This is a genomic window from Ruegeria sp. D1(2025) (assembly GCF_056536425.1).
In genome coordinates this window covers 136590-162366 of the sequence record NZ_JBQFPO010000003.1, presented here as the reverse complement: position 1 = coordinate 162366, position 25777 = coordinate 136590, and the positions used below count along the sequence as shown (strand labels likewise).

At 59.8% G+C, this 25777-nt stretch carries 25 protein-coding genes; 10 read left to right on the top strand and 15 right to left on the bottom strand.

The features are described from left to right. Positions 1 to 230: 230 nt before the first annotated feature. From ACR1XU_RS10200 to tsaD, 4 genes are read right to left on the bottom strand one after another with little or no spacing between them, the layout of a single operon-like run. Positions 231 to 653, bottom strand: a complete 423-nt coding sequence (locus ACR1XU_RS10200) for an EVE domain-containing protein (RefSeq protein ID WP_480907349.1) — start codon at positions 651 to 653, stop codon at positions 231 to 233. Next, the gene (locus tag ACR1XU_RS10195) at positions 653 to 922 is read right to left on the bottom strand and encodes a YciI family protein (protein ID WP_170807095.1); all 270 of its coding nucleotides are present in this window, start codon (positions 920 to 922) and stop codon (positions 653 to 655) included. Before ACR1XU_RS10195 ends, ACR1XU_RS10200 begins: the two co-directional genes overlap by 1 nt. A gap of 1 nt (position 923) precedes the next feature. After that, a complete protein-coding gene (locus ACR1XU_RS10190; RefSeq protein WP_480907351.1) occupies positions 924 to 1886 on the bottom strand; it encodes an NAD(P)H-dependent glycerol-3-phosphate dehydrogenase in 963 nt (320 codons plus the stop codon). Next, positions 1883 to 2980 carry a tRNA (adenosine(37)-N6)-threonylcarbamoyltransferase complex transferase subunit TsaD gene (gene tsaD / locus ACR1XU_RS10185; RefSeq protein WP_480813454.1) on the bottom strand — a complete coding sequence of 366 codons (1098 nt, stop codon included), beginning with the start codon at positions 2978 to 2980 and terminating at the stop codon, positions 1883 to 1885. The genes ACR1XU_RS10190 and tsaD overlap by 4 nt, the downstream gene beginning before the upstream one ends. A 169-nt stretch (positions 2981 to 3149) precedes the next feature. On the opposite strand from tsaD, the gene ACR1XU_RS10180 reads away from it, so the two are divergent. From ACR1XU_RS10180 to ACR1XU_RS10170, 3 genes are read left to right on the top strand one after another with little or no spacing between them, the layout of a single operon-like run. After that, positions 3150 to 3791, top strand: coding sequence for a uroporphyrinogen-III synthase (locus ACR1XU_RS10180; protein ID WP_480907354.1), 642 nt, complete (start codon positions 3150 to 3152; stop codon positions 3789 to 3791). A gap of 54 nt (positions 3792 to 3845) precedes the next feature. Beyond that, positions 3846 to 5093: a COG4223 family protein gene (locus ACR1XU_RS10175; protein WP_480915604.1), complete on the top strand. Its 1248-nt coding sequence runs from the start codon at positions 3846 to 3848 to the stop codon at positions 5091 to 5093. Between the two features lie 10 nt (positions 5094 to 5103). Further along, a complete protein-coding gene (locus ACR1XU_RS10170; protein WP_480906206.1) occupies positions 5104 to 6591 on the top strand; it encodes a heme biosynthesis HemY N-terminal domain-containing protein in 1488 nt (495 codons plus the stop codon). Between the two features lie 77 nt (positions 6592 to 6668). On the opposite strand, the gene ACR1XU_RS10165 is transcribed toward ACR1XU_RS10170, so the two are convergent. Genes ACR1XU_RS10165 through ACR1XU_RS10145 form a run of 5 tightly spaced genes read right to left on the bottom strand, consistent with a single transcriptional unit; the run spans position 6669 to position 10872 of the window. Beyond that, positions 6669 to 7211, bottom strand: coding sequence for a DUF3833 family protein (locus ACR1XU_RS10165; protein WP_480906203.1), 543 nt, complete (start codon positions 7209 to 7211; stop codon positions 6669 to 6671). After that, the gene (locus ACR1XU_RS10160) at positions 7208 to 7825 is read right to left on the bottom strand and encodes a DUF3833 domain-containing protein (protein WP_480906200.1); all 618 of its coding nucleotides are present in this window, start codon (positions 7823 to 7825) and stop codon (positions 7208 to 7210) included. Before ACR1XU_RS10160 ends, ACR1XU_RS10165 begins: the two co-directional genes overlap by 4 nt. Beyond that, a complete protein-coding gene (locus tag ACR1XU_RS10155) occupies positions 7822 to 9045 on the bottom strand; it encodes an MFS transporter (RefSeq protein ID WP_480906212.1) in 1224 nt (407 codons plus the stop codon). Before ACR1XU_RS10155 ends, ACR1XU_RS10160 begins: the two co-directional genes overlap by 4 nt. Next, a complete protein-coding gene (locus ACR1XU_RS10150) occupies positions 9045 to 9587 on the bottom strand; it encodes a hypothetical protein (RefSeq protein ID WP_480906197.1) in 543 nt (180 codons plus the stop codon). The genes ACR1XU_RS10155 and ACR1XU_RS10150 overlap by 1 nt, the downstream gene beginning before the upstream one ends. Next, a complete protein-coding gene (locus tag ACR1XU_RS10145; RefSeq protein ID WP_480906194.1) occupies positions 9541 to 10872 on the bottom strand; it encodes an NAD(P)/FAD-dependent oxidoreductase in 1332 nt (443 codons plus the stop codon). Before ACR1XU_RS10145 ends, ACR1XU_RS10150 begins: the two co-directional genes overlap by 47 nt. Positions 10873 to 11059: 187 nt before the next feature. Here ACR1XU_RS10145 and ACR1XU_RS10140 point away from each other — a divergent pair, with 187 nt between their 5' ends. Then, positions 11060 to 11785 (top strand): SDR family NAD(P)-dependent oxidoreductase, encoded by a 726-nt coding sequence (locus ACR1XU_RS10140; protein WP_480906191.1) that lies wholly within the window; start codon positions 11060 to 11062, stop codon positions 11783 to 11785. A 2-nt stretch (positions 11786 to 11787) separates the two neighbouring features. Here ACR1XU_RS10140 and ACR1XU_RS10135 read toward each other — a convergent pair whose 3' ends face one another. Next, positions 11788 to 13440, bottom strand: coding sequence for a DUF6504 family protein (locus ACR1XU_RS10135; protein ID WP_480890825.1), 1653 nt, complete (start codon positions 13438 to 13440; stop codon positions 11788 to 11790). A 67-nt stretch (positions 13441 to 13507) separates the two neighbouring features. Further along, positions 13508 to 13795 carry an I78 family peptidase inhibitor gene (locus tag ACR1XU_RS10130; protein ID WP_480813739.1) on the bottom strand — a complete coding sequence of 96 codons (288 nt, stop codon included), beginning with the start codon at positions 13793 to 13795 and terminating at the stop codon, positions 13508 to 13510. A 131-nt stretch (positions 13796 to 13926) separates the two neighbouring features. Here ACR1XU_RS10130 and ACR1XU_RS10125 point away from each other — a divergent pair, with 131 nt between their 5' ends. Together ACR1XU_RS10125 and ACR1XU_RS10120 are read left to right on the top strand one after the other, a co-directional pair. Then, positions 13927 to 15039 (top strand): S-(hydroxymethyl)glutathione dehydrogenase/class III alcohol dehydrogenase, encoded by a 1113-nt coding sequence (locus ACR1XU_RS10125; RefSeq protein ID WP_170612866.1) that lies wholly within the window; start codon positions 13927 to 13929, stop codon positions 15037 to 15039. A 101-nt stretch (positions 15040 to 15140) separates the two neighbouring features. Then, on the top strand, positions 15141 to 15857 hold the full coding sequence (locus ACR1XU_RS10120; protein ID WP_480906185.1) for an NYN domain-containing protein: 717 nt from the start codon (positions 15141 to 15143) through the stop codon (positions 15855 to 15857). Between the two features lie 21 nt (positions 15858 to 15878). On the opposite strand, the gene ACR1XU_RS10115 is transcribed toward ACR1XU_RS10120, so the two are convergent. The 3 genes from ACR1XU_RS10115 to ACR1XU_RS10105 all read right to left on the bottom strand — a co-directional run bounded on the left by ACR1XU_RS10115 (position 15879) and on the right by ACR1XU_RS10105 (position 20352). Further along, positions 15879 to 16817 (bottom strand): DMT family transporter, encoded by a 939-nt coding sequence (locus tag ACR1XU_RS10115; RefSeq protein ID WP_480906182.1) that lies wholly within the window; start codon positions 16815 to 16817, stop codon positions 15879 to 15881. A gap of 153 nt (positions 16818 to 16970) precedes the next feature. Next, a complete protein-coding gene (locus ACR1XU_RS10110) occupies positions 16971 to 17384 on the bottom strand; it encodes a group III truncated hemoglobin (protein ID WP_170807083.1) in 414 nt (137 codons plus the stop codon). Between the two features lie 49 nt (positions 17385 to 17433). Continuing rightward, positions 17434 to 20352, bottom strand: coding sequence for an error-prone DNA polymerase (locus ACR1XU_RS10105; RefSeq protein ID WP_480906179.1), 2919 nt, complete (start codon positions 20350 to 20352; stop codon positions 17434 to 17436). Between the two features lie 108 nt (positions 20353 to 20460). Between ACR1XU_RS10105 and ACR1XU_RS10100 the strand changes: the two genes are divergently transcribed. Next, positions 20461 to 20925 (top strand): DUF1203 domain-containing protein, encoded by a 465-nt coding sequence (locus tag ACR1XU_RS10100; RefSeq protein ID WP_170612876.1) that lies wholly within the window; start codon positions 20461 to 20463, stop codon positions 20923 to 20925. Here ACR1XU_RS10100 and ACR1XU_RS10095 read toward each other — a convergent pair. After that, positions 20922 to 21914, bottom strand: coding sequence for an ABC transporter ATP-binding protein (locus tag ACR1XU_RS10095; protein WP_170619097.1), 993 nt, complete (start codon positions 21912 to 21914; stop codon positions 20922 to 20924). The two genes, ACR1XU_RS10100 and ACR1XU_RS10095, sit on opposite strands and share 4 nt — an antisense overlap. Before the next feature lie 87 nt (positions 21915 to 22001). Here ACR1XU_RS10095 and ACR1XU_RS10090 point away from each other — a divergent pair, with 87 nt between their 5' ends. The 3 genes from ACR1XU_RS10090 to polA all read left to right on the top strand — a co-directional run bounded on the left by ACR1XU_RS10090 (position 22002) and on the right by polA (position 25770). After that, positions 22002 to 22181: a zinc-finger domain-containing protein gene (locus ACR1XU_RS10090; protein WP_170612878.1), complete on the top strand. Its 180-nt coding sequence runs from the start codon at positions 22002 to 22004 to the stop codon at positions 22179 to 22181. A gap of 34 nt (positions 22182 to 22215) precedes the next feature. After that, positions 22216 to 22878, top strand: a complete 663-nt coding sequence (locus ACR1XU_RS10085; RefSeq protein ID WP_480906176.1) for a YrbL family protein — start codon at positions 22216 to 22218, stop codon at positions 22876 to 22878. A gap of 93 nt (positions 22879 to 22971) precedes the next feature. Further along, on the top strand, positions 22972 to 25770 hold the full coding sequence (gene polA, locus ACR1XU_RS10080; RefSeq protein WP_480906173.1) for a DNA polymerase I: 2799 nt from the start codon (positions 22972 to 22974) through the stop codon (positions 25768 to 25770). Positions 25771 to 25777 lie beyond the last annotated feature (7 nt).

Here is a 25777-nt window from a genome sequence, read left to right as displayed (position 1 = left end):
CTCTTCAAGTCGCGCCTCCCAATTTTTTGGGTTTCGCGGCTTGGACTTCCCAGTACTGCCTCTGGCGTCAGACATGGGCTCAGACTTTCGAACAAGATCAAACTATGAACAAACAACACCAGAAATTAAGGTATCGCCAAAACCACAACCGAGATGCCCCCAACAGGCGAATTCCATTGGGTTATAGCATTTTGGAGGTCGCTTGAGAAGGTTTAGGCCCAAGAAGCGTTTCAATCAGGGCGGGTTTGCCCCAACGCGCAAATGGCGTCCCATTCCGATTCCGTGACCGGTTGCACGGAAAGTCGGGAGTTTTTGACCAAAACCATTTCGGCCAGACGCTCATCCGACTTGATCTGATCCAGTGTGACTGCAGTCTCGAAAGGGCGAACGGCTTTGATATCTACGCAATCCCAACGGTCGTCATCCGTCGTGCTATCGGGGTGCGCCTCGGCACAGACTTCGACGATGCCGACAATGGCCTTGTCTTTCTGCGAATGATAGAAAAAGCCGCGATCGCCTAAGGCCATCTGACGCATGAAATTGCGGGCCTGGTAGTTGCGCACGCCGTCCCATTCCTCGCCGGTCTCGCCCTTGGCGACCTGTTGATCCCAGCTCCAGGTGGAAGCTTCGGATTTGAACAGCCAATACGCCATCAGCCGATTACCTTCTTCCAGGGAACCAGTTCGACCGATTTGAACAACCCGGCTTTGGCATAGGGATCGTTGTCGGCCCAGCTTTGCGCGGCCGCCAGATCTTCAACTTCCAGAATGATCAGCGAACCAATCATCGCGTCGCCGTTCAGAAGCGGACCGGCCTGGGCCACAACGCCGGTTTCTTCGATATAGGCCAGGTGCGCAGCACGATTGTCCAGTCGCGTTTGCAGCGCCCCGTCCTTGTCGCGGGCGATCAGAGCGATCAGCATATTATTCCTCCTTCAAAGGGCGATTGAGCAGCGATTGAATCGCCTTGGTTACACTGTATTCACCATGGCTGAGTTCCGCCACTGTTGTACTGATGGGCATGTCCAGCCCCTCGGCCCGGGCAATGCCGGACATGGCTTTTGCAGTGGCCACACCTTCCACGGTTGTTCCGGGGTCGAAACTTTCGTTTCGGCCCAAACTAAGGCCAAAACGATAGTTTCGCGACAACTCGGATGAACATGTCAGGACCAGATCCCCCAATCCCGACAGGCCCATCAAGGTCTCGGGCCGTGCGCCGCGCATGGCCGCGAAGCGCTGCATTTCCGCGAACCCCCGTGTCATCAGCGCCGCGCGAGCGCTGTCGCCAAGACCGGCGCCGATACAGGCCCCGCAACCGATGGCCATCACGTTCTTGAGCGCCCCACCCAATTCGGCGCCGATCAGATCAGTTGTCCGATACAGGCGCAGGTTGGTCGTTGTAAGCGCGTGTTGCAGGTGCTGGCCCGGTTCATCCTCATCGCAGGCCAGCGTCAGCGCGGTGGGCAAGCCGCGCGCGATGTCGTCGGCAAAGCTGGGACCGGTCAGCAAGGCGGGCCTTGCATCCCGGGCGGTCCGGCGGATGACCGAAACCGGTCCAAGCCCGGTTGTCAGTTCAATCCCCTTGCAGCAGGCCACAAGCGTCTTGTGCCGCAACAAAGGTGCATGTTCCGTGATGACTGCGCGAAGCTGCTGCATGGGTACGGCCAGCAACAGAACATCGTTGCCGGTAGCGACTTTGATATCCGACGTCACGGCGATATTCGGACCGAGCTGAATGCCGGGAAGGCGTTTCGCGTTCTCGCGCCCGTCCTGCATGGCCCGCGCCTGATCCTGCGAGTGCGACCAGAGCGTCACAGGCCCATTCCCGGCAAGTGACACGGCCAGCGCTGTACCAAACGCGCCGGAGCCTAGGACCGAAACGCTCATGCTTTGGCGCCCTTCTTGCCACTTCCCAGCATGGCCGGGCTGGTTTGGTCCAATGGCCACCGCGGGCGGGCGGTCAGGTCCATTCCATCAAGTGCGCCACTGCGGAACCGTTCCAGCCCGGCATAGGCGATCATGGCCGCGTTGTCCGTGCACAGGTTCATTGGGGGTGCCGTGAACCGGGCGCCGGTTTCCGCGGAAACAGTCTCTAACGCTGCCCGAATTGCCCTGTTGGCCGCGACACCCCCTGCCACTGCAATGACAGGTTCAGATGGCTTTTCGCCGAGATAGTGGGTAATCGCCCGACGGGTCTTCTCCGCCAGAGTATCGACGACGGCCTGTTGGAAGCCCGCGCACAGGTCGGCGCGGTCCTGACGGGTCAGGCCGCCTTTTTCACTCACGATCTGGTCCCGCATGCGCATCAATGCGGTTTTCAGGCCCGAGAATGACAGATCACAGCCCGGACGATCCAGCAAGGGCCGGGGAAAGCGGAACCGGTCCGGGTTGCCCATACGGGCTTCAGCCTCGACCGAGGGGCCGCCGGGTTGCGGCAGTCCCAGCAATCGGGCGGTCTTGTCGAACGCTTCCCCTGGCGCGTCATCGATCGTGCCGCCCAGACGGGTGAAATGCTCCGTGCCATGGGCGATCAAATATTGGCAATGCCCGCCCGACACCAGAAGCATCAGGTAAGGAAATGCAATGCTGTCCGTCAGGCGCGGTGTCAGGGCATGCCCGGCAAGGTGGTTGACCCCAATCAGGGGTATGCCTGTTGCAGCACTCAACCCCTTGGCGCACATGACACCCGAGATTACCCCGCCAATCAGTCCCGGGCCGGCGGTCACCGCAATCGCGTCCATATCGCGAAGGTTCAGGCCGGATTCGTTCAGGGCCTGCGCCACGCAAACATCCAGCTTTTCAGCATGGGCCCGCGCGGCGATTTCCGGCACGACGCCGCCAAAGGCGCTGTGAAGCTCTGTCTGGCCATGCACGACAGAGGACAGGATTTCGGCCCGCGCACCCTCCGTCTGGCGCACCACGGCGGCGGCCGTATCGTCGCAGCTGCTTTCCAGCCCCAGAACGGTAAGTGTTTGCACCATTGGCCTGATCCGTTGCATCATGATTGCAAAGCGGGGTATCACCCTGCGCGGACGCAAACAATCCCAAGGCCGAAGGCGCCGATAGTTGTATTTGTTGATGACCCGCCCTCATGCCGCATCCGAAAGGTTTGTTGCGCAGTTGCCAAACCGCGTCAGATCGCGGGTTCAAGTGATTTACTCCCCGATTCTGGATATCAGGCCGCTTGCCGTTCAGGTTGACACAAAGGGAATGCGCGGGTTGATCTTCACCTCCGCAAACGGGGTAAATGCTGCGGCGTCGCTGGGCGTAACGCGGAACCTTCCCGCCTTTTGCGTCGGTCCCGCAACAACGTCCGCGGCCCTGTCCGCAGGATGGACTGCCCGGATGGCGGGGCAGACGGCAGAGGAATTGATGGGAAATCTGCTGCAAATCAGGCCGCAGACCCCATTGCTGCACATTCGGGGGGAACACAGCCGGGGCAATATCGCCGAGCGGCTGACCGAATCCGGCCTGACCGTGCATGAGCAGCCGGTCTATCAGCAAAAGCTGCTGCCACTGTCGTCCGAGGCCGAGGAAATGGCGAACGACGATGATCCGATCATTGCGCCGTTGTTTTCCCCCCGTTCAGCGCGACAATTTGCCGATATCTGGTCCGGTTCTGCCCCTTTATGGCTAGCGGCAATCAGCGAAGCGACGGCTGAACCGCTTTATGCATTGGACTATGCTCGGCTGAAGGTTGCGAAACAACCGACGCCCGGAAAAATGCGGAAAGCCGTGAAAAAGCTTGTGAAACACGCGATGCGGGTTGAGGGAAAAGAGAGCACGGATTAACTTGGTCAGGTCTGTTGTTCAGGATTTTTTGGAATCGATAAGGGGAATGTGACGGTGGCTGGTAAAAAGAAATCCGATCAGGAGCCGGAGAAAAACCCTAAGTCGGAAGATATTGCCGACAGCGTCGAAACTGAAGCCACAGATCAACCGGATAGTAAGCCCCTTGACGCGGCTGACCGGCCGGATGACGTAGTTTCCGAAGCCGAAGCCGAAGCCGAAGCCGAAGCCGAAGCCGAAGCCGAAGCCGAAGCCGAAGCCGAAGCCGAAGCCGAAGCCGAAGCCGAAGCCGCCCCAGTACCGGTTGCAGAAAAAACTGTCGAACGGGTTGTGGAAACGAAGGGTGGGTTCGTGCCGGCCCTGATCGGCGGCGTGGTCGCGGCGGCCATCGGCTATGTCGTGGGCAGCGGGTATCTGACCAATGGCTCGGGTTCAGAAGACGCCCTTTCCGCGCTTGAGGCGAAACTGGCCGAACAGTCAGACCAGATTGCGAAGCTTTCGAAATCTCTTGCGGACGCTCCAGATGTTTCCGGTCTTTCCAATCAGGTAACTGCCCTGGCTGACAAGCTGGCCCCGGTCGAAACGGATTTGGGCGCCCTGAAATCCAGTGTCGACACACTCAGCAGCAAGGTTGCTCCTCTGGACACCCGCCTGAGTGATCTTGAAAGCAACGCTCTGACCCAGGGGGCATCTCAGGAAACATCAGCTGCCTTCGAGGCTGAGTTGAAAAAGCTGCAGGATTCCCTGGCCGCACAGCGCGCCGAGGTCGAGAAGATGGTAAGCGACGCACAGGCGCTGGAGGCGAAAGCTTCGGCCGAAGCACTGGCTGCAACCAACGCAGCGATCGTGTCGCGCCTGCAGGGTCAACTGGATGCGGGCCAGCCTTATGCCGATCTGGTGGCCGAACTGACAGCCAACGGCGTGGATGTGCCTGACGCCTTGTCGGGTCCGTCGGACAAGGGTGTGGACAGCCTGTCCAGCCTGCGGGCCTCGTTTGATCCGGCGGCCCGGGCGGCGCTGGCGGACGCTCGTGATGCGGACAAAGGTGCGGGCGTGATTGCATTTTTGCAGCGCCAGACCGGCGCCCGGTCAGTTACACCGCAGGATGGGGGCAGCCCGGACGCGATCCTGTCGCGGGCGCAGGCCGCTTTGGCCAGCGGGGACCTGCCAGCGGCGCTGAATGAACTCAAATCCCTGCCTGAAGCCGGACAATCGGCAATGGCAGACTGGGAACAGGCGGCTCAGATACGGGTCGCCGCTGTAGCCGCCGCAAATGCGCTTCAACCAAGCGCAAACTCGAACTGAAGGGCCTGCCATGCTGTGGTCATTGTTTAAGATTCTTGTTTTTGTTGCGATTATCGGTCTGCTGGCCATGGGCGCAGGGTTCCTTATGGAAACCAGCGGCGGTGTTCAGATTACGGCCGGGGGCACGGAATACACGTTAGGGCCGCTTCAATCGGTGATTGGGCTGGGTCTGCTGGTCCTGGGTGTCTGGCTGTTCTTCAAGCTGCTCAGCCTTTTGGTTGCGACGCTGAAATTCCTGAATGGCGACGAAACCGCCCTGTCGCGCTATTTCGACCGCAGTCGCGAACAGCGCGGCTATCAGGCGCTGGCTGATGGCCTGATGGCGCTGGCTTCGGGGGAAGGACGCATAGCGTTGAACAAGGCCACAAAGGCCGAAAAACTGTTGAACAAGCCCGAGCTGACGAACCTGCTGGTGGCGCAGGCGGCCGAATTGAACGGCGACACCAAAAAGGCGTCAGAGACCTACAAGAAGCTGGTTACGAACAATTCGACCCGTTTTGTCGGTGTGCGCGGCATCATGAAACAGAAACTTGCCGAAGGTGATGATGAAACCGCGCGCAAGCTGGCCGAAAAGGCGCTTGCGATCAAACCGCGGCATCAGGAAACGCAGGATATTCTGCTAGGCCTTCAGACCAAGGCACAGGATTGGGCTGGCGCGCGTTCAACCCTGACGGCCAAACTGAAAGCGGGCCACCTGCCGCGTGATGTGTTCAAACGCCGCGATGCAGTTCTGGCCCTGTCCGAGGCCAAGGATATTCTGGACGAAGATGCGACTCTCGAACAGCAGGAGCACGCGATAGAAGCCAACAGGCTGTCACCCGATCTGGTTCCGGCCGCTGCAATGGCTGCACGGGCCTATATCGCAAAGGGCAAGCCCCGGGCGGCAACCAAGATCCTGAAAAAAGCGTGGGAGGTTCAGCCTCACCCCGATCTGGCGCATGCCTTTGCCGAGATCGTGCCGGATGAAACGCCATCCGAACGGATCAAGCGCTTTACGGCACTGACCCGTATTCATCCCCAGCATCAGGAAACCCGGCTGATACTGGCGGAACTCAGTATTGTTGCCGAAGATTTCCCCGAAGCCCGCCGCGCGCTGGGCGATGTGGTGGAAAAACAGGCAGATGCCCGGGCCTATACGCTGATGGCTGCAATTGAGCGGGGCGAGGGTTCGTCGGACGCGGTGGTGCAAGGGTGGCTGGCCAAGGCGCTGAACGCGCCGCGCGGTCCGCAATGGGTCTGTGACAACTGTCACGACATTCAGGCTGAGTGGGCCCCGGTCTGCCAGAACTGTCACAGCTTTGATACGCTCAGCTGGCAAACGCCGCAAACACCGGAAATCGCCAGTGCCACAGGGGTGCACATGCTGCCTCTGATCGTCGGCGCGCTCGAGGATAAATCCGAGCCGGAACAAGACGTTGTGGATGTTTCGAGTGACGACGCGGACGTGATCGAAATGGATGCTGAGCCAGTCGAGGACAAAACCGAAAAGTCGGCCTAGTGTTCAGACAGAATGCGGTGCCCAGCCGTTTGGGGCGTCAGGCTGCGGGTGCATGACCGTGGCCGCTCACGCCCGAACTACTTCTTTTCGAAGAACAGGATAACCTCGCCCAAACGGACGCCAAATCGCGACAGGTATGCACGATTGAGAAGCCTGTCGTCGTCCAGCAGCCACATCCAGTCATCGAAATCGGCCCGCATCGTGCCGTCTTTGACCGGCAGGTCGATGCTGTACTTCCAGTTGAATGTGTCGCCCCGCTCGATGCCAGATGCGGTGCCCAGCACACCCGGGGCTGTCCCGGTCCAGGTATCCTCACCTGTCTTGATCAGGGTCCAGACGCGCTGCTCGGTCGCGCCGTCGTCATAAGTGAAGTCTTCGACCAATGTCAGTGTTTCGTCGGTCCACCTGCCTTCAATATCGACCGTGAAGCGGCGCGAGACATTGCCCAAAACATCCTGAAACTGCCCATAGGCCACCGTCTGACCGTCAAAGAATTCCTCAAGGTTCAGTTGGCGATCAGAAAGAAAGGTCTTGGGAACCCTTGGCTTGGCGGAACAGGCGGCAAGGATCATAAGCGCGGCAATGGCCATACAGCCTGCCAGAAAGCGGCGAAAGGTCATTGCAGTGGCCTCGCCTCGGCTGCCGTGTCGCGACCATGTGCACCGTTCATGTGGTTGGTCTTGACCGCTGGGGCGGGGCGCATGGTCGCTATCAACTCGACGACCTTCACCCCAAGTTTCCGCATCTCGGACCGGTTCATGATCGCGCCGTTTTCGGTGAGATACATCCAGTCGGTGACGTCCAGAATATGCCCGCCTGCGTCTTCAGGCAGCACGATCCGGTAGGAAAGCCTGACGGTCGAGCCTGCGACAACGCCCTTTCCTTCTCCGACAATATCGTCGGCGGTTGCCGTAAAAGTGTTGCCGGTGCCCAGGGTCAGGTACCATTTGCGGGTAATTTGTTTGCCGTTGGAATAGGTGAAATGCTCGGCCAGCGTCCCGGAATTTCCGGTCCATTCCCCCACCATGCGCGCGACAAAGCTGTTGGACAACTTTCCGTTTGGCCCAAAGATCAGCCCTTCGGACAGGATTTCCCCGTTCAGTTGCTCTTTCAGCGAAAACTTCGGACCTGTGTCGGAATAGTCTGTGGGTGATTGAGACCGAAAGCTGAAATAGCGCCTTTTTGCAAACAACAGGGCAAGCAGGGCAAACAGGAGAATTGCAAGGAGTTTCATTGGACGGGCTCCTTTGAGGGCAACGTCAGGACCAATCCAAACGCGCCAAGTTTCAGAATGCAGGGCAGCACGGCGTAAGCCAGGTTGAGTGTTTTCAATGCCTGGGCCGAGTTAGCCTGTCCGGGGGTGAATCCGCTGCGTTCAAGCAGGGGCAGTGTGAAGAAGGCGGCCAAGGCCAGGCCCAGTTTCCCAGCGAATGACCAGATGCCGAACGCAGCCGAAGCATTCAGCCCGGCACGTGTCAGAACCACCGAGAACATGGCGGGCAAGACCACCATGTCTGCCCCCAGCGCCGCGCCCGAGGTCATGCAGATCAACGCAAACCCCGTGAGGTTCCCGGTCGCCAGAAGGGCCGCCCCGACAAAGCTGGCAATCGACAGAGGCATCGCAATAATCAGAGTCTGTTTAGGGCCAATTCGGTTGCTGAGACGCGCCCAGAGCGGAACACTTGCGCCCGCGCTAAGAAAAAACAGGATCAAAAGAGGCCCCGCTTTGCCAGGCAGTTGCAGCCGGTCTTCGACAAAGAAAAGAAAGAGTGTGGATGTAATTGCCACAGGCAGGCTGTTTACCAGAGCAAGCACCAGCAGCCTGAGCGCACCAGCCTGGCCCAGGCCGGAATATGTCAGCCCTTCTCCGGTTATCGGCGGTCGCCGCCACATGGGGAATGTCAAAACTATTGACAGGATAGCCATTATCCCAAGGAACAGCCCAAATGCGGGATATCCTTGCGATTGCGCCCCAAGGGCCGCCAGCAATGCCGGCGCACCTGCGGCAAGGATCACTCCGGCCAATTGCCCGCTTTCCCGATAGGCGGCCAGCGTCATCAGCTCTTTCGGGTCAGGCCGTTTGGCAAGTGTCGCGCTGCGGCCATAAAGCAGGATAGTGCCAAGGCTATAGGCTGAAAACAACAGGATCAGAATGGCGACCAAAGCCGCCACACTTGCGCCCTGAGGTAATGAGAACAGCAGGGGAAATCCGACCGCCAGACCCGCCATGGCCATGGCCGCAAACAGAACCTGCGCACCTGGCCAACGGTCTATGGCCCAGCCGATCAGTGGATCCTGCACCAGATCGATCAGGCGGATCGCCAGAAGTACCGTGCCGATCATGGCCAGTCCAATGCCCAGATTGACGGCCGCAAACCGAGGCAAATGTATGTACAGCGGGATACCGGCCGCAGCAAGCATCAGCGCATACAGGCTGACCCGCGGATAAAGCATCATTTTCCCAACAGCGACTGGGTGAAAGCGGCGGAGCGCGTGTTTTCGCCCACGAAGATGGACATGAAGCTGCGTGTGATCCCCGGGTAAGCCATCGTGCATGTCTTGCGACCGTTGAGCCAGAAGCTCACTTTGTCCGGGCCCTGTGACACGGCCAGAAAGGTGTCGCCTTTGCTGACGGCGTCGAAACAACCATCCAACTGTTGCCGAACCGGCGCGGCGCGCCCGATGCGTTTCATTTCATCCAGTGTCGAGTTCACGAGCGCTTTTTTTGCCAGGTTCCGCCGATAACGCAGTTCCAGGCCAAAATCTCTGCTCCAGCTGAACGGCGCCCCTCCTTGCGTGAACAGTTGCGCGTCATACAGAGGAAAGCCCAGGTACCGGAAGGTCGCCGCGCCGCGCGTCTGAGCATTGTCCAGAACACCAAAGACCGGAGACGCCGCCAGCCCGCCGGGGGCAAGCATCGCGACGGACAACAGCGCGGAACGCCAGCTGTTATGCGTCGGTTGAAACAGGGATGGCAGCTTCTTCAGGAACGCCATGTTCAGCTCCGGGTGTTTGCGAGTTTCCTTTGATCAGCCCGACAACATGCATTGCGCTGGCAATCCCGTCTTCATGGAACCCATGCCGGTTGTAGGCTCCGGCAAACCATGTCCGGTTTTGCCCCTGCATGTTTCGAATCTGCGTCTGCGCCTTTATGGCGGCCTTGTCGAAGACCGGATGCGCAAATTCCACCTGATCATAGATCTTGTCGTCGCCGATTTCGGTCGGCGCATTCAGCGTAACGAACAGAGGATCGCTATCAGGAATGTTCTGAAGCCGGTTCATCCAGTATGTCACGCCTACCTGTCCGGCTTGCGACCGGTAGGTCCAGCTGGACCAGCAGGCGCGCCGACGCGGCATCTGGGCGGGGTCGCAGTGAAGCGTTGCGACATTCGGCTGATACCGGATTGCGCCCAATGCAGCCTTCTCTGATGCAGTGGCGCCCTGGCCCAGAATGGCAAGCGACTGATCCGAATGCGTGGCCAGTATCACCTCGTCAAACAGGTCCGAGACACCATGGCTGTGAATTGTAACCCCCAGATCGCTGCGCTGAATGTGATCAACCGGTGCGGCCAGGCGGATCTCACAGCCACGCGCACGCAAAGCGGCATCGATCCGGCGGACATATTCGATACTTCCGCCCGTGACCGTGTACCATTGATGCTGATTGGCGCGGCCAGAGGCCAAAAGTGCGTGGTTGCGGAAAAACTGAACCAGTGAACGGGCCGGGAACTGGTCGACGAACTCGACCGGGGTGGACCAGATCGCGCCACACATTGGCATCAGATAGTTGTGGCGGAACCAGTGACCCAGGCGCAACTGGTCAACCAGTTCGCCAATTGTGGTGTCGTCATCCTTGGCCGCATCGGGTGCTTCTTTTCCAAAGCGCAAAATGTCCGCAATCATCTTGTAATAGGCAGGGCGTGTCAGGTTACGTTTCTGCGCCGTCAAGGTTCGCAGGTTGTTCAGCCCGTACTCGATCCGGCCGTTGTCGATGGTTGCACCGAAGCTCATCTCACTTTTGCTGACGGGAACGTTCAGTTCATCGAACAGGCGCGTCAGATGCGGGTAGGTGACGTAGTTGAACACAATGAACCCGGTGTCGACGGGCTGGTCGCCGTTCCTTCCAGCCATAACCGTTCGGGCGTGACCACCCAGCCGAGGCTCGGCCTCGAACACGGTTACGTCGTTGTCTTCGGAAAGGTAATAAGCTGCAGAGAGGCCTGAAATGCCTGCGCCGATGACTGCGATTTTCTTGCGTACACGCGGGGTTTCGTCGAACATTCCATCCTCGTTATGCGTTATTTATTGAGATACGCGGGGCCAAAGACAGTGGATCAATAAAAAGCAATGCTTTGCTGTATCTTAGCATCCCAAGGCTGTTTGAGGAGGCATCCCCAGGTCCGGACCGTGGGTGATCCTTTCGGGTCACCGATGCGTAAAACGACTGTCACAACCGGAATGAAAAGGCATGATCGATTTTGGAGGAAAGACCTACTGGATCATTGGCGCAAGTGAAGGGCTGGGCCGCTCGCTGGCCGAGGCGCTGAGTAACAAAGGGGCGCATCTGGTCCTGTCCGCCCGCAACGCCGAACGTCTGCAAGAAATCTGCGGGTCGCTGCCCAATGCGCGCGCCGTTCCATTTGATGTCGCGGACCTTGAGGCAGTTCGCCGTGCGCGGCAACAGGTCGGAGAGGTCGACGGACTGGTTTACAATGCCGGCATCTATGAGCCGATGCCCGCAAAACACTGGGATACCGAGGCCGTTCTTGCGATGAATGACGTGAATTTCACGGGTGCCCTGCGGGTTCTTGGCGAAACAGTGCCGGGCTTTGTTCAGGCTGGTCGCGGGGATATCACTCTGATCGGGTCGTTGTCGGGTTATCGTGGGTTACCGGCGGCGATTGGTTACGGCGCCAGCAAGGCAGCGCTGATTTCGTTGGCGGAATCCATGCGGCTTGATCTTGCCTGCACCGGTGTGACCGTGCGCATCGTCAACCCCGGTTTCATCAAGACCCGGCTGACCGAGAAGAACAAATTCAAGATGCCGATGCTGATGACGCCGGAAGACGCGGCAAACCGTGTGGTCAAGGCGATGTCGCGACGCCGGTTTCGCACCGATTTTCCGGCTCCGTTTTCCTGGCTGGTCCGGTTGTTTGATTATCTGCCGGACTTTCTGGTGTTTCGTGGCAGGTAGGGTCAGCCGAACTGCCCCTGACAGAACCAGCCCGCCGACATGGTGCCGCCATGGCCATAAAATAGCCAAAGCCGCTCACCCTGTTCCGTCACCACCACCCAGTAATCGCGCACCCCGCTGCGCCAGTTTGGGTCGTCCAGCCACCACTCGGGCGCGATGCGTTCCGGGCCGGTGGCCTGCGCCAACTGCCAGTCCCGCCCGCGCCAGCGAAAGGCGCCGGGCACTTCTGGGGTTTCCGGGGCCATTACCGGTTCGGGTTGCCACATCTGCAAAGGCCGGGGGCGTGGCGGAACGGGCCAGTTGCGGGCGGGTTCAGACCACGCGGCGGCCAGGGTCTGAGCCGTTTTCTCGGGGATGTGAGAAGCCGCCGGGTGGCGCCGTGTGATCGCCTCCAGACCCACCCGCGCGCCCAGTTTTCCGATCAGGTCTTCGACGGCTCTGTTGCCCTCCAGCCGTTCCCGGGCGGCGCGGCTGGCTTCGGCATGGCCGGTTCGGGTCCGGGCGTGGATGGGCTCGGACTGAACCGCCTCAAGCCGCAGCATGTCGATGCCATAACCTGCGTCGATCTTGTTGACTTTCATCTCTAACAAAGGGCGAATACGGTGTTTATCAAAGGTTGGGCGGGCCAGACCGACCTCGATGATCTCGGCCGCCTGATCCGCACGATGCGCTTCGAGCCGTAGGGTACGGACGCCGCGGCCCTTCTCTTCCAACCTGGCGCAGAGCGTGGGCAGAATACGATCGATGGCGGCCATCACGTCCTCGACCAATCCGATCGGGTTGGGCAGGGTCATCCGCACCGCAAAGTGGTGCGGCGGACGGGCGGGTGAGACCGGCTCGGGGGCGCTGCCCATCGCCTGATCCAGCCGCAGCACCAGCCCTCGCCCGAACCGCCGCGCCAGAGAGGCGCGGGGCTGGCCCAGCAGATCGCCGATCCGGCGCAGGCCCAGCCGGTTCAGCTGCGCCACCACCTGATCCTCGAGCCGAAGCGCTGCAATGGGCAGGGGGCTGAGCGCGCCATAGGATTGCCCCGGTGCTGCGATCCGTGCGCCGCCACCCAGTGCCATCACCTGCGGCGCGGCCCCGCCTTTGGTCCAGTGCCGTCGCTTTCCTGCACGGGCGCGGGTGGCGCGGGCCTCTTGGCTGATGGCGTCACCGTTGCGGTCGGACGTGGCCTCTTGCCCGGCATAGCGCGCCAAAGCCCAGGCGGCCCCCAACGTGTCGGCGATGCCCATTTGCACGCTCAGCCCCATATCGGCGCAGTCGGTCTCGATCACGCTCAGCAACGCTTCTTCGCCACCGAACAGATGCGCGCAGCCCGACAGGTCGACAATCAGCCCGTCCGGTGATTCCTCGGCCACCCAAGGGCTGAACTTGCCCACCCAGCGGCGCAGCGCGGTCAGAAACGCGGCCTCGGCCGGGGCATTACGGGGGCGTGTCACAAGTGCTGCACACATGGCATGGGCGTCGCGCACCGGCTGACCCACGCGCAGACCGGCGGCCTGGGCTTCGGCGTTCAGCGAGGTGACGACCTGCATATTGGACTGCTCGGCCACCACGGCCAAAGGCCCATCCTGCAGGCCCCGCGCGGCGCGGACCAGCCGTTCAGCCCCCAGACGGGGGAACCACAGCGAGAGTATTCGGCGTTTGGGCATCGGCAGACATCAAAATGTTCTCATTTTGTTCTTATCTGAGAATCGATGCCAGAGTCGAGTCCGACCCCTACCCGCAGGCCAGCCGCTGAACGATCCCGGCCCCGTTCACGTAAACGTTCAGCCGGTCGATGCGGTAATCCTGTGTGGCGATGTCATCCGGGCCCAGTACACGGGCTCGCTCGGGCAGATCCGCCTGAATGCTCGAGACCGGCTGGCCAACGGAATCGGCAAAGGGTTCCCCCTTGCAAAAGGCCAGTTCCACCGAAGCGGCTTGGGGGGTGGCGGCGACATCTTCGGGAATGCTGGTGTCGGTACAGGCTGCCAGAAGGATCACAAGCGGGATTAATCGAAGCATTGGCGTTCCTCTTTCTGACAATGTCGTTTCTGCAATATCAAACAATTAGCCAATTTGCCATCAAAGCGCAGTTGAAAACGCTCTGCAATTGACGCAGGGTCGGGGCAATTTAAGACAGGGAGACAAACACCATGCGTACCCGTGCCGCCGTTGCCGTTCAGGCGGGCAAACCTTTGGAAGTGATGGACGTGAACCTTGAAGGCCCCAAGGCGGGCGAGGTTCTGGTTGAAATCAAAGCCACCGGCATCTGCCATACTGACGAATTCACCCTTTCAGGTGCTGACCCCGAAGGCCTGTTCCCGGCCATTCTGGGCCACGAAGGCGCAGGTGTTGTGGTTGAGGTTGGTCCGGGTGTGACCAGCCTGAAGCCGGGCGACCATGTGATCCCGCTTTACACTCCGGAATGTCGTGAGTGTGAATACTGTCTGCATCCCAAAACCAACCTGTGCCAGGCGATCCGCAGCACGCAAGGTCAGGGCCTGATGCCCGACGGCACCTCGCGCTTTTCGACGCTGGATGGCGATCCGATCCTGCACTACATGGGTTGTTCGACCTTCTCGAACCACACGGTTCTGCCGGAAATCGCGCTGGCCAAGGTGCGCGAGGACGCACCCTTCGACAAGATCTGTTATATCGGCTGTGGTGTGACCACCGGCATCGGCGCGGTGATCAACACCGCCAAGGTCGAAATCGGCAGCCGTGCTATCGTGTTTGGTCTGGGTGGTATCGGCCTGAACGTGATTCAGGGCCTGCGTCTGGCTGGGGCTGATCAGATCGTTGGCGTCGACCTGAACCCGTCCAAGGTCGAGATGGCCACCAAGTTCGGCATGACCGATTTCGTGAACCCGAACGAAGTCGAAGGCGATCTTGTACCTTATCTGGTTGATCTGACCAAAGGCGGCGCGGATTACACCTTTGACGCCACCGGCAATGTTGGCGTGATGCGTGCGGCGCTGGAATCGGCGCACAAGGGCTGGGGTGAATCGATCATCATCGGCGTGGCACCTGCAGGGGCCGAAATCTCGACCCGTCCGTTCCAGCTGGTCACCGGGCGTTCGTGGCGCGGCACGGCCTTCGGCGGTGCGCGTGGCCGGACCGACGTGCCCAAGATCGTCGATTGGTACATGGAAGGTAAGATCGAGATCGACCCGATGATCACCCACACCATGGGTCTGGACGACATCAACCACGGCTTTGACCTGATGCATAAGGGTGAGAGTATCCGGTCGGTCGTAGTTTACTGATCAGATTAAAAAATCACGGGGCGGGCATTTTCCCGCCTCTTTTCGTGCATACATTCCTCATTACAAATTAAATTCTGATTTGAGGAATTGAAGTGACGACAATGAGTACGGACCGGCTGGCGGTTCTGATTGATGCGGAGAATGTTCCGGCAAAGCATGTTGTCGAGATTTTCGAGGAAGTCGCTACATTGGGTGAAGCCAGTCTGCGCCGGATCTACGGAGATTTCTCGGGTGACACTCCACAGGGATGGAGCGCAGAGAAACTGGCGAAATACGCCATCGTTCCTCATCAGCAGTTCGCCAACACTGCTAGGAAGAATGCCGGAGACATCGCCCTGGTGATAGATGCGATGGACATTTTACATTCGGGCCGGTTCGACGGGTTCGTTCTAGTATCCTCGGACAGCGATTTCACGCGGCTTGCCAGTCGCATCCGTGAACAGGGGTTAAGCGTGTTCGGGATTGGCGAGGAGAAGGCACCTTGGGCATTCAAGGCAGCGTGCAACCGCTACATTTCAATCGAAAACATCAAGAAGGATGAACCGCAGGCTGCGAGCGACACCAAGGGAAAGAACTTGGCGCCAATAAAGGAAATCAACCACGCCTCTCAACTCATTCGGAATGTTGTGCTCAAATCTGCAGAACCCGACGGATGGGCTGAGCTTGGCTGGCTCGGAAATCAACTGCTCAAGAATTACCCCTCTTTCGACACGCGATCATACGGGTTCGGACGCTTGAGTGATCTTGTTCGCGCGACAGGAAAATTTGAAGAGGCAGGCGTAAACGGAGGCCTGAAGATCAGGCCCAAAGACAGGTAAAGATTCATGTGCGCGGTGGCGCTACTCCCCGGGTCTCGACGCACCCGTATCCGACCTTGGCGATCGGACCCGCAAAACCGGAGTGTTAACCGAAGTGGTATTGGACCGGCTTTCGCGCCAGACCACGAATACGCCTGATGCAATGATGATGCTGGCGCCGACAGCGACCCAGCCGTCAGGCTGTTCGCCAAAGAAGACCACGCCGAATATCGTGGCCCAGATGATCTGGCTGTACTGGCTGGGTGCAACAACGCCGGCGGGGGCGGCGCGATAGGCCATGATGATCAGGTGCTGTGCGATCACCGAGAAAACGCCGACAAGGGCCATCATCGCCAGGTGCAGCAGCGATGGGGGCAGGTACACCGCCGGTTGGGCGAGGCTCATCACAACGATGGCCAGCAGCATGGGGTAGAGGATCAGAACGGCCGAGCGTTCTTCGTTTCCGATCTTGCGTACCAGGACCGAGGCAAAGGCGCTGCAGAAGGCGGCCGTCAGGGCGGCCAGATGGCCCAGCGTGATATCCGTTGTGCCCGGGCGCAGAACGATCAGCACGCCGATCAGGCCCACGCCGACCGCGGCCCAGCGTTGCGCGCGGACCACTTCGCCCAGAATCGGAATCGACAGGACCGTTACGATCAGCGGGAAGGAAAACAGCAGCGAATAGACCTCGGCCAGCGGCAGGACCGAGAAGGCATAGAATGCGCAGGACATGGCCGTGACCATCAGTCCGGACCGCAACAGGACCAGCCATGGATGGTGGGGTACAAAGTTTCCTGTCGTCCGGTCGGTCAGGATCGTGACAGCCATGGGGACAAAGGAAAACAGCGTGGCAAAAAAGATGATCTGCATCACCGAATAGGTGCCGCCCAGGACCTTGATCAGCGCGTCATGGCTGGCAAAGACCGCAAAGCCCAGAAACGCGTAGCCAAGTCCCCGAAGGGTGGAGTTTTGAGTGCTCATCAGTTGGCCTCGGGTCGTGGGTCGGTGTGGTTGCGATCGACGCGGCAGCCCGGATGAATTCTCGGGCTGGCTTTCCCTTTGACTAAACACATTTTCCGGGGGCGGATAGCCCCTATTATACCGCTAACATGGCAAAGCCGCCATGATCTGAGGTCATTGCAGGATCGGCGGCGCGTCCTTGGGCTGGCGCGCCGATTGCACCCCGGCCTTCATCCCCACACCGATGCGACGAGCCAATGCGACCCACGGCGTGGCGGTTTCAGGCGGTAGCGTTTGGGTGGCGACTTCTTCGAACAGGTCGAGCCAGCGGGCGAAAAGTTCGGGTTTCACATCGGGTCGTTCGATATGGACTCGCTGCGGGTTACCGTCATAGCTGCGCTCAAACAGGATGGCATTGCGCCAGAAGGCGGCGATCTTTTCCTCATGCGCGGGCCAGTCGTCGACATGGTTGGCAAAGATCGGGCCAAGTACGACATCCTCGCGCACACGTGCATAGAAAGCGCGGACTTGCGCGTTGATCTGGTCCGGTGTCGCCGGAAAGCGTGGGGGTAGGGTGGGGCGGGTCATGACGATCCTGGGATTCGACTCTGTTCTTGGTCAATATCCGGTTATCTGGTCAGGCTACAGGGGTGGTTTTGTCGCGCTGGCCCGGCGTCAGCAGGTGCCGCAGCAAGGCCACCGGATGCGCCTTGAGGCTGAGACGGGTGGCGACGTAATCCTCGACCACCTGCTCGCCCAATGTCATCTGTGGCAGGTAGGCTTCGGGCTCATCCAGCGCCTCGCCCTCCAGATCCTGCGAGAACAGTGGCAGAGGTTTGGCGGTCGCAATCGCCTTGGCTTGCCACAGCGCTTCGCGCCGGGTCAGGTCGCAGGCGGCAAAGGCGTCGGCCTCGGCCAGGCGTTCGATCACCGAGGGGCCAAGGCCCGCACGACGCCAGACATCGTCGACCTGATGATAGCCATTGCCGCGCGCGGCGGTGAGCCAACTGGCGTCTTCCTCGCTGAGACCCTTGATCTGGCGGAACCCCAGCCGCAGGGCCAACCCACCATGGCCATCGGGTTCCATCACATTGTCCCAGAAACTGGCATTGATGCAAACCGGGCGGACCTGAACCCCGTGCTCGCGCGCATCACGCACGATCTGGGCCGGGGCATAGAATCCCATCGGCTGCGAGTTCAGCAGCGCGCAGGCGAAAATGCCCGGATGGTGGCATTTGATCCAGGCCGAGGCATAGACCAGCAGCGCAAAGCTGGCCGCGTGGCTTTCGGGGAACCCGTAAGAGCCGAAGCCTTCGATCTGCGAGAAGCAACGCTCGGCAAAATCATCCTCATAGCCGTTGCGCTTCATACCGCGCAGAAACAGCGCACGGAATTCGCTGACATTGCCATGTTTCTTGAATGTTGCCAGTGAACGGCGCAATCGGTCGGCCTGTTCCGGGGTGAAACCCGCGCCCACGATGGCGATCTGCATCGCCTGTTCCTGAAACAGCGGCACGCCCATGGTCTTGCCCAGCACCTCACCCAACGCATCAGACGGGAAAACAACCGGCTCTTCGCCATTCCGCCGCCGGATATAGGGATGGACCATGTCGCCCTGAATGGGGCCGGGGCGGATGATGGCGACCTCGATCACCAGATCATAGAATTTGCGCGGCTTCATCCGCGGCAGAAAGTTCATCTGCGCCCGGCTTTCCACCTGAAACACGCCCACACTGTCGGCCACACACAGCATGTCATAAACCGCCGGATCCTCGGGCGGCAGGGTGGCCAATGTGTAATCGGTCTGATGATGCTGCCCGATCAGATCAAACGCCTTGCGGATACAGGTCAGCATCCCGAGGCTGAGAACATCGACCTTGAGGATGCCCAGGCTATCGATGTCATCCTTATCCCAGCAGATAACCGTACGGCCTTCCATGGTGGCGTTTTCGATGGGGACAAGTTCGTCCAGCCGCCCCTCGGTAATGATGAACCCGCCCACGTGCTGTGACAGGTGGCGGGGGAAGCCATCGATCTCATACACTAACATTAGAGTCTGTTTTAGCCGTCGATCTTCGGGATCGAGGCCGATTTCGCGCATCCGGTGCGCCTCGAGCCCGGCAGCTGAGAAGAATCCCCAGAGCTGCGACGAGAGCGCAGATATGGTGTCTTCGGTCAGGCCCATGGCGCGGCCGACCTCGCGTATGGCGCGCTTGCCGCGATAATGCACGACCGTCGCACAGAGGCCTGCGCGTTCGCGACCGTAGCGGTCATAGATGTGCTGAATCACCTCTTCACGGCGTTCATGTTCGAAATCCACGTCGATATCGGGGGGCTCATCGCGGGCTTCCGAGACAAAACGTTCGAAGACCATTGTGCCCATCTCGGGGCTGACTTCGGTGATGCCGAGGCAGAAACAGACCACCGAATTGGCCGCAGACCCGCGCCCCTGGCAGAGGATGCTGCGGGAGCGGGCGAAATGGACGATGTCGCGGACGGTCAGGAAGTAGGGTTCGTATTTCAGCTTGCCGATCAGGGTGAGCTCATGCGCCAGCATGTTTTGCGCCTTCTCCGACGCGCCTGCCGGATAGCGCCATTTCAGCCCTTCATGCGCCAGACGGTGTAGACGCTCGGTCGGGGTTTCCTGTTCGCTGCCCTCACTGGGATATTCATAGCGCAACTCATCCAGCGAGAAGGTGAGCCGTTCGCTGAGCGCATGGGCCCGGGCGACGGCACCCTCATATCCTTTGAAAATGCGCAGCATCTCGGCCTCGGATCGCAGGCGCTGTTCCCCGTTGGCCAGCGCATCGCGGCCCAGTTCGTCGACCTTGCGGCGTAGGCGGATGGCGGTCACCACATCGGCCAGCTTGCGGCGTGTACCGTGATGCATCATCGGTGTGGCGCTGGCGAGTGTGGGGAGGTCAAGTTGCTTTGATTCAGTCTCTAACACAGAGAAATATGCGCTATCCGCGCCATCATATCGGGGGTGCATCAACAGGTGTATCCGCCCGGCAAAACGGCGCGTCAGCTGTTGCGCCTGTGTCCGCCATGCGTCCGCGCCGCCCCGGGACCGGATCGCCTGTGGCCAGAGCAGCAGGTGGAGACCGTCGGAGAATTCCAAAAGGTCTGACAGATGCAGGATGCAGTCGCCCTTTTCGGCGCGCAGACGACCTGCCGACAGGATACGGCACAGGTTGGCCCACCCCTGCCGGTTCAGGGGCAGGGCGGTGACGGTGGGCGCGTCGGTGAAGATCAGCCGCGCCGCCGGGATCAGGCGTGGCACTGCATGGACCGGATAAGAGGGCGGTTTGGGGATGTGATCGGGGCAGGGCGGGCCGATCGAGGTGTTCTGCGCCTCCCACTCCAGCCGTTCACGCACCTTGCGGGCGATCTCGCGTCCCTGCGTGTGGGCGCGGACGATGCCGGCGACTGAGTTGTCATCGGCAATCGCGATGGCGGGCAGGCCCAGGGTGACGGCACGTTCCATGTACTCCTCGGGGTGCGAAGCCCCGGTGAGGAAGGTGAAATTCGATGTGATCGACAGTTCGGCATACATGGCGATTCCATATTATATTCACGTTTTGTTCTTTTTCGAGTCCTTTGCGCAGGAAACGGGTCGCCTAGGCTTGAGGTCACGGGCATGGTTGCCAAAAGGAGACCCGAAATGTTCAAAATCACCGCATTACCGACCGAAAATGTACGCGCCCTTCAGAAAGGAGGACCGGATGCCTACGGCGCCACCCCGGAACGTGTTGTTTCCACCGGGGCTGGGAATCCCTGCCGACACTGTCTGAAGAACATTCCTGAGGGCGAGGAAATGCTGATATTGGCACATCGGCCATTTTTAGAGACACATCCATACGCCGAAACCGGCCCGATCTTCTTATGTGCCGCCCCGTGCGAGCAGTACGGGGGTGAAGCGCTGCCCGAGATTCTGACCACATCGCCCGACTATCTGATCAAGGGCTACGGGCAGGACGACCGGATCGTCTATGGCACCGGCGCGATCACCGCAACGGATCAGATCAGTAAAAAGGTCACGGAGATTTTCACCCGCCCGGACGTTGCATATATCCACGTCCGGTCTGCACGAAACAACTGCTATCAGGCGCGGATAGACCGGGCCTAAAGCTTGACCCGATGCATGCCCCGGCGCGGCTGGTCCTGATCGGCAGCCGGGGGATCATCCGTGCGGCTGGACGTCAGCGCGAGGAACACATCCTCAAGATCGGCCTCTTCGGTACGGACATCGCGGATACGAATATTGGCCGCGCGCACCGATTCCAGAACCTGTTCGGCGCTGGTCTGGGCGCTTCGATACTGAAGGACAAGGTTGCCATCTTCGCGCAGCGTGGCCTCAACCCCCGGCGTCGCGGGCAGGTCGGCGACCGGGTTGTCCGGCACGATCACCATGGTGCGGCTGTCCATGCGGCCCAGCAGGTTCGCGGTGCTGTCCTGCGCGATCTTTTCGCCATGGTTGATGATGGCGATCTCGTCACACATCTCCTGCGCTTCTTCCAGGTAGTGCGTGGTCAGGATAATGGTCATGCCCTGCTCGTTCAGCTTTCGGACATTGGCCCAAAGCATCTGGCGCAGTTCGATATCCACGCCCGCCGTCGGTTCATCCAAAACCAGAATCCTGGGGTGGTGGACCAGTGCCTTGGCCAGCAACAACCGCCGCCGCATACCACCCGACAGGGTGCGGGCATAGGCTTCGGCCTTGTCGCTCAGGCCAACCAGTTCGAGAATCTCATCGCTGCGGCGCTGCGCCCTTGGCACACCATATAGACCTGCCTGAACCTCCAAAGCGCCGCGCGGTGTGAAGAAGGGGTCAAGGTTCAATTCCTGCGGCATCACGCCGATGGCCGCCCGCGACTGGCGGGGATGCTGATCCTGATCAAAGCCCCAGATCGACACGTTGCCCGCGGATTTTATCACCAACCCGGCCAGAATATTGATCAGGGTGGACTTCCCGGCCCCGTTCGGTCCCAGCAGACCAAAAACCGATCCACGCGGAACCGTAAGATCAATACCTTTCAGCGCCTGCTTTTCGGGCTGGCCCTTGCCGCCGCGATAGGTCTTGCGCAACCCTTCGATCCTGATTGCCGCATCGCTCATGTGGCTCTTGCCCCCGGTTTGCTCATCGCTCATAAACGCAACTAATACATGCCCGCGAGGCCGACAACCGAAGAAGGATCGCCAGCCGTGACCATCGAAGCGCCGGAAACCAAGATCGTCGAAACCGCTCGTGTCGCCTGCGATGGCGGCGAGGGGGCATTGGGCCATCCGCGCGTCTGGTTGCAGATCCCCGAGGATACCGGCTGGGTTGAATGCCCCTATTGCGACTGCAAATACGTGCTGTCTGGCAGCGAGGCATCAAGCTGACAGCGTGACACGTGCCGCGCAGAACGGAGGCCGGATGCTTTGTGCAGTACAGCTTTTGCACCTGTCGGATCAGGAGCCCTTGGCAAAAGGCGGCCACAGAAACGTATACGCGTATCCGGGCCAGCCTGACCTGTTGATCAAGGTAACGCGCCCGCGAACACGTCGAAACCGTTCCTTTTCCAAGCGGTTGATCAGGCGGATCATGCCGGACACCGCATATCGCAACGCCCTGAAAGAGATCGAGTGTGAGCTGAAAGCCGCGTTGAAAAGCGGTGAGGACATTGCGCAACTGCCTTTGGCGCGGTCGTTTGGCGTCGTACAGACGGATGTCGGGCCGGGGGTTGTGGTGGAGCGTGTTCAATCCGGAGACTCCAAACTGGCAAAACATCTGTTGTGGATGTGTGAGCAGCACAAGCTGACCGAGGAAGTCTTGGCCGACCTCAATCGATTTGTTCAAAAGCTGTTCGAATATCAGATCGTGGGGCGCGATATCCACGAACAGAACATCGTCTACGGGCTGCGTGGTCAGGTCCGCATGTTTCTTTTGATTGATGGGTACGGGGAACGTAACCTCATTCCCTTGCGCACGCTGAACCGCCGATTGAATGATCGCTCGCTGAACAAGCAGATGCAGATGATCGCAGATCGCACGGGGTTGCGTTGGGACAAGGCACGCAGGGCATTCAGCACAGCGTAGGTCGACATATCTGCGCCAGATAGATCACCTTCTTGACTGGCCACCCGAGCGCCCCTGTGGCAGAACCATCCGTGACCGACAGGGAGAGCGCGCATGAGCAATTTCGGAAAAGGGTGTCACCTGCATCTGATCGATGGATCGGCCTTTATTTTCAGGGCTTACCACGCGCTGCCGCCGCTGACGCGGAAATCCGATGGCTTGCCGATCGGTGCTGTGTCGGGCTTTTGCAACATGCTGCAGAAATATGTGGAAGGGAACGCCGGGCCGGATGCGCCGACTCATGTGGCGGTGATCTTCGACAAGGGTTCGCACACGTTCCGGAATGATCTTTACGATCAGTACAAGGCCAACCGCGAGGCAATGCCCGAAGACCTGCGCCCGCAGATGCCTCTGACCCGTGAAGCGACGCGCGCCTTCAATATCGCTTGCAAGGAACTGGAGGGTTATGAGGCGGATGACATCATCGCAACGCTGGCCGTTCAGGCGCGTGCGGCGGGGGGCCGTGTGACCATCGTCAGCTCTGACAAGGACCTGATGCAACTGGTCGGTGACGGGGTCGAGATGCTGGATGCGATGAAAAACAAGCGTATCGACCGCGATGGCGTAGTCGAAAAATTCGGCGTCGGGCCGGAGCGCGTGGTGGATGTGCAGGCGCTTGCCGGGGACAGTGTGGATAACGTGCCAGGCGCGCCGGGGATCGGGGTCAAGACCGCAGCGCTGCTGATCAACGAGTATGGTGATCTCGAAACCCTGCTGGACCGGGCCGAAGAGATCAAACAACCCAAACGCCGCCAGACCCTGATCGAGAAGCGTGACCAGATCGAGTTGTCGAAGAAACTGGTGCAACTGGACGAAAACACGCCGCTGGATTTCTCGCTGGACGATCTGGAGGTGAAGGACCCGGATGCCGAAACTCTGCTGGGTTTTCTGGCCGAGATGGAATTTCGGACGCTTACCAAGCGTATTGCTGACAAGCTGGGGGCCGAGGCTCCGGTCATTGTCGATGCGCCCGCGCCTGCCGCCGAGGTTGAGGAAGCCGAAGCGGTTCCGTTCGATGCGTCGAAATACGAATGCGTCAGGGACGCAGGCGCGCTTCTGAAATGGATCGATCAAGGCTATGAACGCGGCTGGGTCGCCGTGGACACCGAAACCACCGGCCTCAATGAAATGATCGCCGGTCTTGTTGGCATATCGCTGTGCGTGGAGGCGGGCGAGGCCTGTTACATTCCGCTGACGCACCGCGATGGATCCGCTGATGATCTGTTCGGTTCGGATGCACTGGCCGAGGGGCAGATGCCGCTGGATGAGGCTCTGACTCTGCTGAAACCGATGTTCGAGGACCCTTCGATCCTGAAAATCGGGCAGAACATGAAATACGATGCCAAGATCTTTGCGCGCTATGGTGTCAACGTTTCGCCGATCGATGACACGATGCTGATGTCCTACGCCATGCATGGCGGAGAGCACGGTCATGGCATGGATACGCTGTCCGAACGGTATCTGAGCCACACACCGATCCCGATCAAACCGCTGCTGGGGTCCGGAAAATCGGCGATTACCTTTGACAAGGTGCCGATTGACGAGGCGACGGCTTATGCCGCCGAGGATGCGGACATAACCTTGCGCCTGTGGAAGCTGTTCAAGCCGCAACTGCATCAGGTTCAGGTGACGACGGTTTATGAAACGCTGGAACGCCCGCTGGTCCCGGTATTGGCCGAAATGGAAATGCATGGAATCAAGGTCGACCGCGATGTTCTGAGCCGAATGTCCAATGCATTTGCACAGAAAATGGCCGGGTTAGAGGCTGATATTCACGAACTGGCGGGAGAGAATTTCAACGTCGGTTCTCCTGCCCAGCTGGGCGAAATCCTGTTCGACAAGATGGGGCTTGAGGGCGGCAAAAAGGGCAAGACCGGGAAGTATTCGACTGGGGCCGATATTCTGGAGGATCTCGCGACCGAGCACGAACTGCCGCGCCGCGTTCTGGACTGGCGGCAGTTGTCCAAACTGAAATCGACCTACACCGACGCGCTGCAAACCCATATCAACCCGGATACAGGCCGGGTGCATACGTCATATTCGATCACCGGGGCCAATACGGGCCGTCTGGCCTCGACCGATCCGAACCTGCAGAACATTCCGGTGCGGACCGAGGAAGGGCGGCGCATTCGCGAGGCGTTCATCGCCGAGCCGGGAAATGTGATGGTCAGTCTGGACTACAGTCAGATCGAACTGCGGATTCTGGCGCATATTGCCGATATCCCCGCCTTGAAACAGGCGTTTTCTGATGGGCTGGACATTCACGCCATGACCGCGTCCGAAATGTTCGACGTGCCGCTGGACGAAATGACACCGGATATTCGCCGTCAGGCCAAGGCGATCAACTTTGGTGTGATCTACGGAATTTCAGGCTTTGGTCTGGCCCGCAATCTGCGTATCCCAAGAGCCGAGGCGCAGGGTTTTATCGACCGCTACTTCGAACGGTTCCCCGGGATACGGAAATACATGGATGACACGGTCGCTTTTGCCAAAGAGCATGGCTATGTGCAGACCTTGTTCGGGCGCAAAATCCATACGCCCGAGATCAACGCCAAAGGGCCGCATGCCGGGTTTTCGCGCCGCGCGGCGATCAATGCGCCGATTCAGGGCACGGCGGCGGACGTGATCCGCCGCGCTATGGTGCGGATGCCGGAAGCGATCAGGGGGTTGCCCGCCAAGATGTTGCTGCAGGTGCATGACGAATTGTTGTTCGAAGTGGCCGAAGACGCTGTGGACGAAACGATCCGTATCGCGCGCGATGTGATGGAAGGCGCGTCCGATCCCGCGGTCAGGCTGGATGTCAAACTGGTTGTCGATGCAGGGAAGGGCGCCAACTGGGCCGAGGCGCACTAACCCGGGG

What these genes read in the sequence shown, in the direction of transcription:
- ACR1XU_RS10200 (WP_480907349.1), bottom strand. Translation starts at nt 653, where the DNA reads ATGGCGTATTGGCTGTTCAAATCCGAAGCTTCCACCTGGAGCTGGGAT.
- ACR1XU_RS10195 (WP_170807095.1), bottom strand. Translation starts at nt 922, where the DNA reads ATGCTGATCGCTCTGATCGCCCGCGACAAGGACGGGGCGCTGCAAACG.
- ACR1XU_RS10190 (WP_480907351.1), bottom strand. Translation starts at nt 1,886, where the DNA reads ATGAGCGTTTCGGTCCTAGGCTCCGGCGCGTTTGGTACAGCGCTGGCC.
- tsaD (WP_480813454.1), bottom strand. Translation starts at nt 2,980, where the DNA reads ATGGTGCAAACACTTACCGTTCTGGGGCTGGAAAGCAGCTGCGACGAT.
- ACR1XU_RS10170 (WP_480906206.1), top strand. Translation starts at nt 5,104, where the DNA reads ATGCTGTGGTCATTGTTTAAGATTCTTGTTTTTGTTGCGATTATCGGT.
- ACR1XU_RS10165 (WP_480906203.1), bottom strand. Translation starts at nt 7,211, where the DNA reads ATGACCTTTCGCCGCTTTCTGGCAGGCTGTATGGCCATTGCCGCGCTT.
- ACR1XU_RS10160 (WP_480906200.1), bottom strand. Translation starts at nt 7,825, where the DNA reads ATGAAACTCCTTGCAATTCTCCTGTTTGCCCTGCTTGCCCTGTTGTTT.
- ACR1XU_RS10155 (WP_480906212.1), bottom strand. Translation starts at nt 9,045, where the DNA reads ATGCTTTATCCGCGGGTCAGCCTGTATGCGCTGATGCTTGCTGCGGCC.
- ACR1XU_RS10150 (WP_480906197.1), bottom strand. Translation starts at nt 9,587, where the DNA reads ATGGCGTTCCTGAAGAAGCTGCCATCCCTGTTTCAACCGACGCATAAC.
- ACR1XU_RS10145 (WP_480906194.1), bottom strand. Translation starts at nt 10,872, where the DNA reads ATGTTCGACGAAACCCCGCGTGTACGCAAGAAAATCGCAGTCATCGGC.
- ACR1XU_RS10140 (WP_480906191.1), top strand. Translation starts at nt 11,060, where the DNA reads ATGATCGATTTTGGAGGAAAGACCTACTGGATCATTGGCGCAAGTGAA.
- ACR1XU_RS10135 (WP_480890825.1), bottom strand. Translation starts at nt 13,440, where the DNA reads ATGCCCAAACGCCGAATACTCTCGCTGTGGTTCCCCCGTCTGGGGGCT.
- ACR1XU_RS10130 (WP_480813739.1), bottom strand. Translation starts at nt 13,795, where the DNA reads ATGCTTCGATTAATCCCGCTTGTGATCCTTCTGGCAGCCTGTACCGAC.
- ACR1XU_RS10125 (WP_170612866.1), top strand. Translation starts at nt 13,927, where the DNA reads ATGCGTACCCGTGCCGCCGTTGCCGTTCAGGCGGGCAAACCTTTGGAA.
- ACR1XU_RS10120 (WP_480906185.1), top strand. Translation starts at nt 15,141, where the DNA reads ATGAGTACGGACCGGCTGGCGGTTCTGATTGATGCGGAGAATGTTCCG.
- ACR1XU_RS10115 (WP_480906182.1), bottom strand. Translation starts at nt 16,817, where the DNA reads ATGAGCACTCAAAACTCCACCCTTCGGGGACTTGGCTACGCGTTTCTG.
- ACR1XU_RS10110 (WP_170807083.1), bottom strand. Translation starts at nt 17,384, where the DNA reads ATGACCCGCCCCACCCTACCCCCACGCTTTCCGGCGACACCGGACCAG.
- ACR1XU_RS10105 (WP_480906179.1), bottom strand. Translation starts at nt 20,352, where the DNA reads ATGTATGCCGAACTGTCGATCACATCGAATTTCACCTTCCTCACCGGG.
- ACR1XU_RS10100 (WP_170612876.1), top strand. Translation starts at nt 20,461, where the DNA reads ATGTTCAAAATCACCGCATTACCGACCGAAAATGTACGCGCCCTTCAG.
- ACR1XU_RS10095 (WP_170619097.1), bottom strand. Translation starts at nt 21,914, where the DNA reads ATGAGCGATGCGGCAATCAGGATCGAAGGGTTGCGCAAGACCTATCGC.
- ACR1XU_RS10085 (WP_480906176.1), top strand. Translation starts at nt 22,216, where the DNA reads ATGCTTTGTGCAGTACAGCTTTTGCACCTGTCGGATCAGGAGCCCTTG.
- polA (WP_480906173.1), top strand. Translation starts at nt 22,972, where the DNA reads ATGAGCAATTTCGGAAAAGGGTGTCACCTGCATCTGATCGATGGATCG.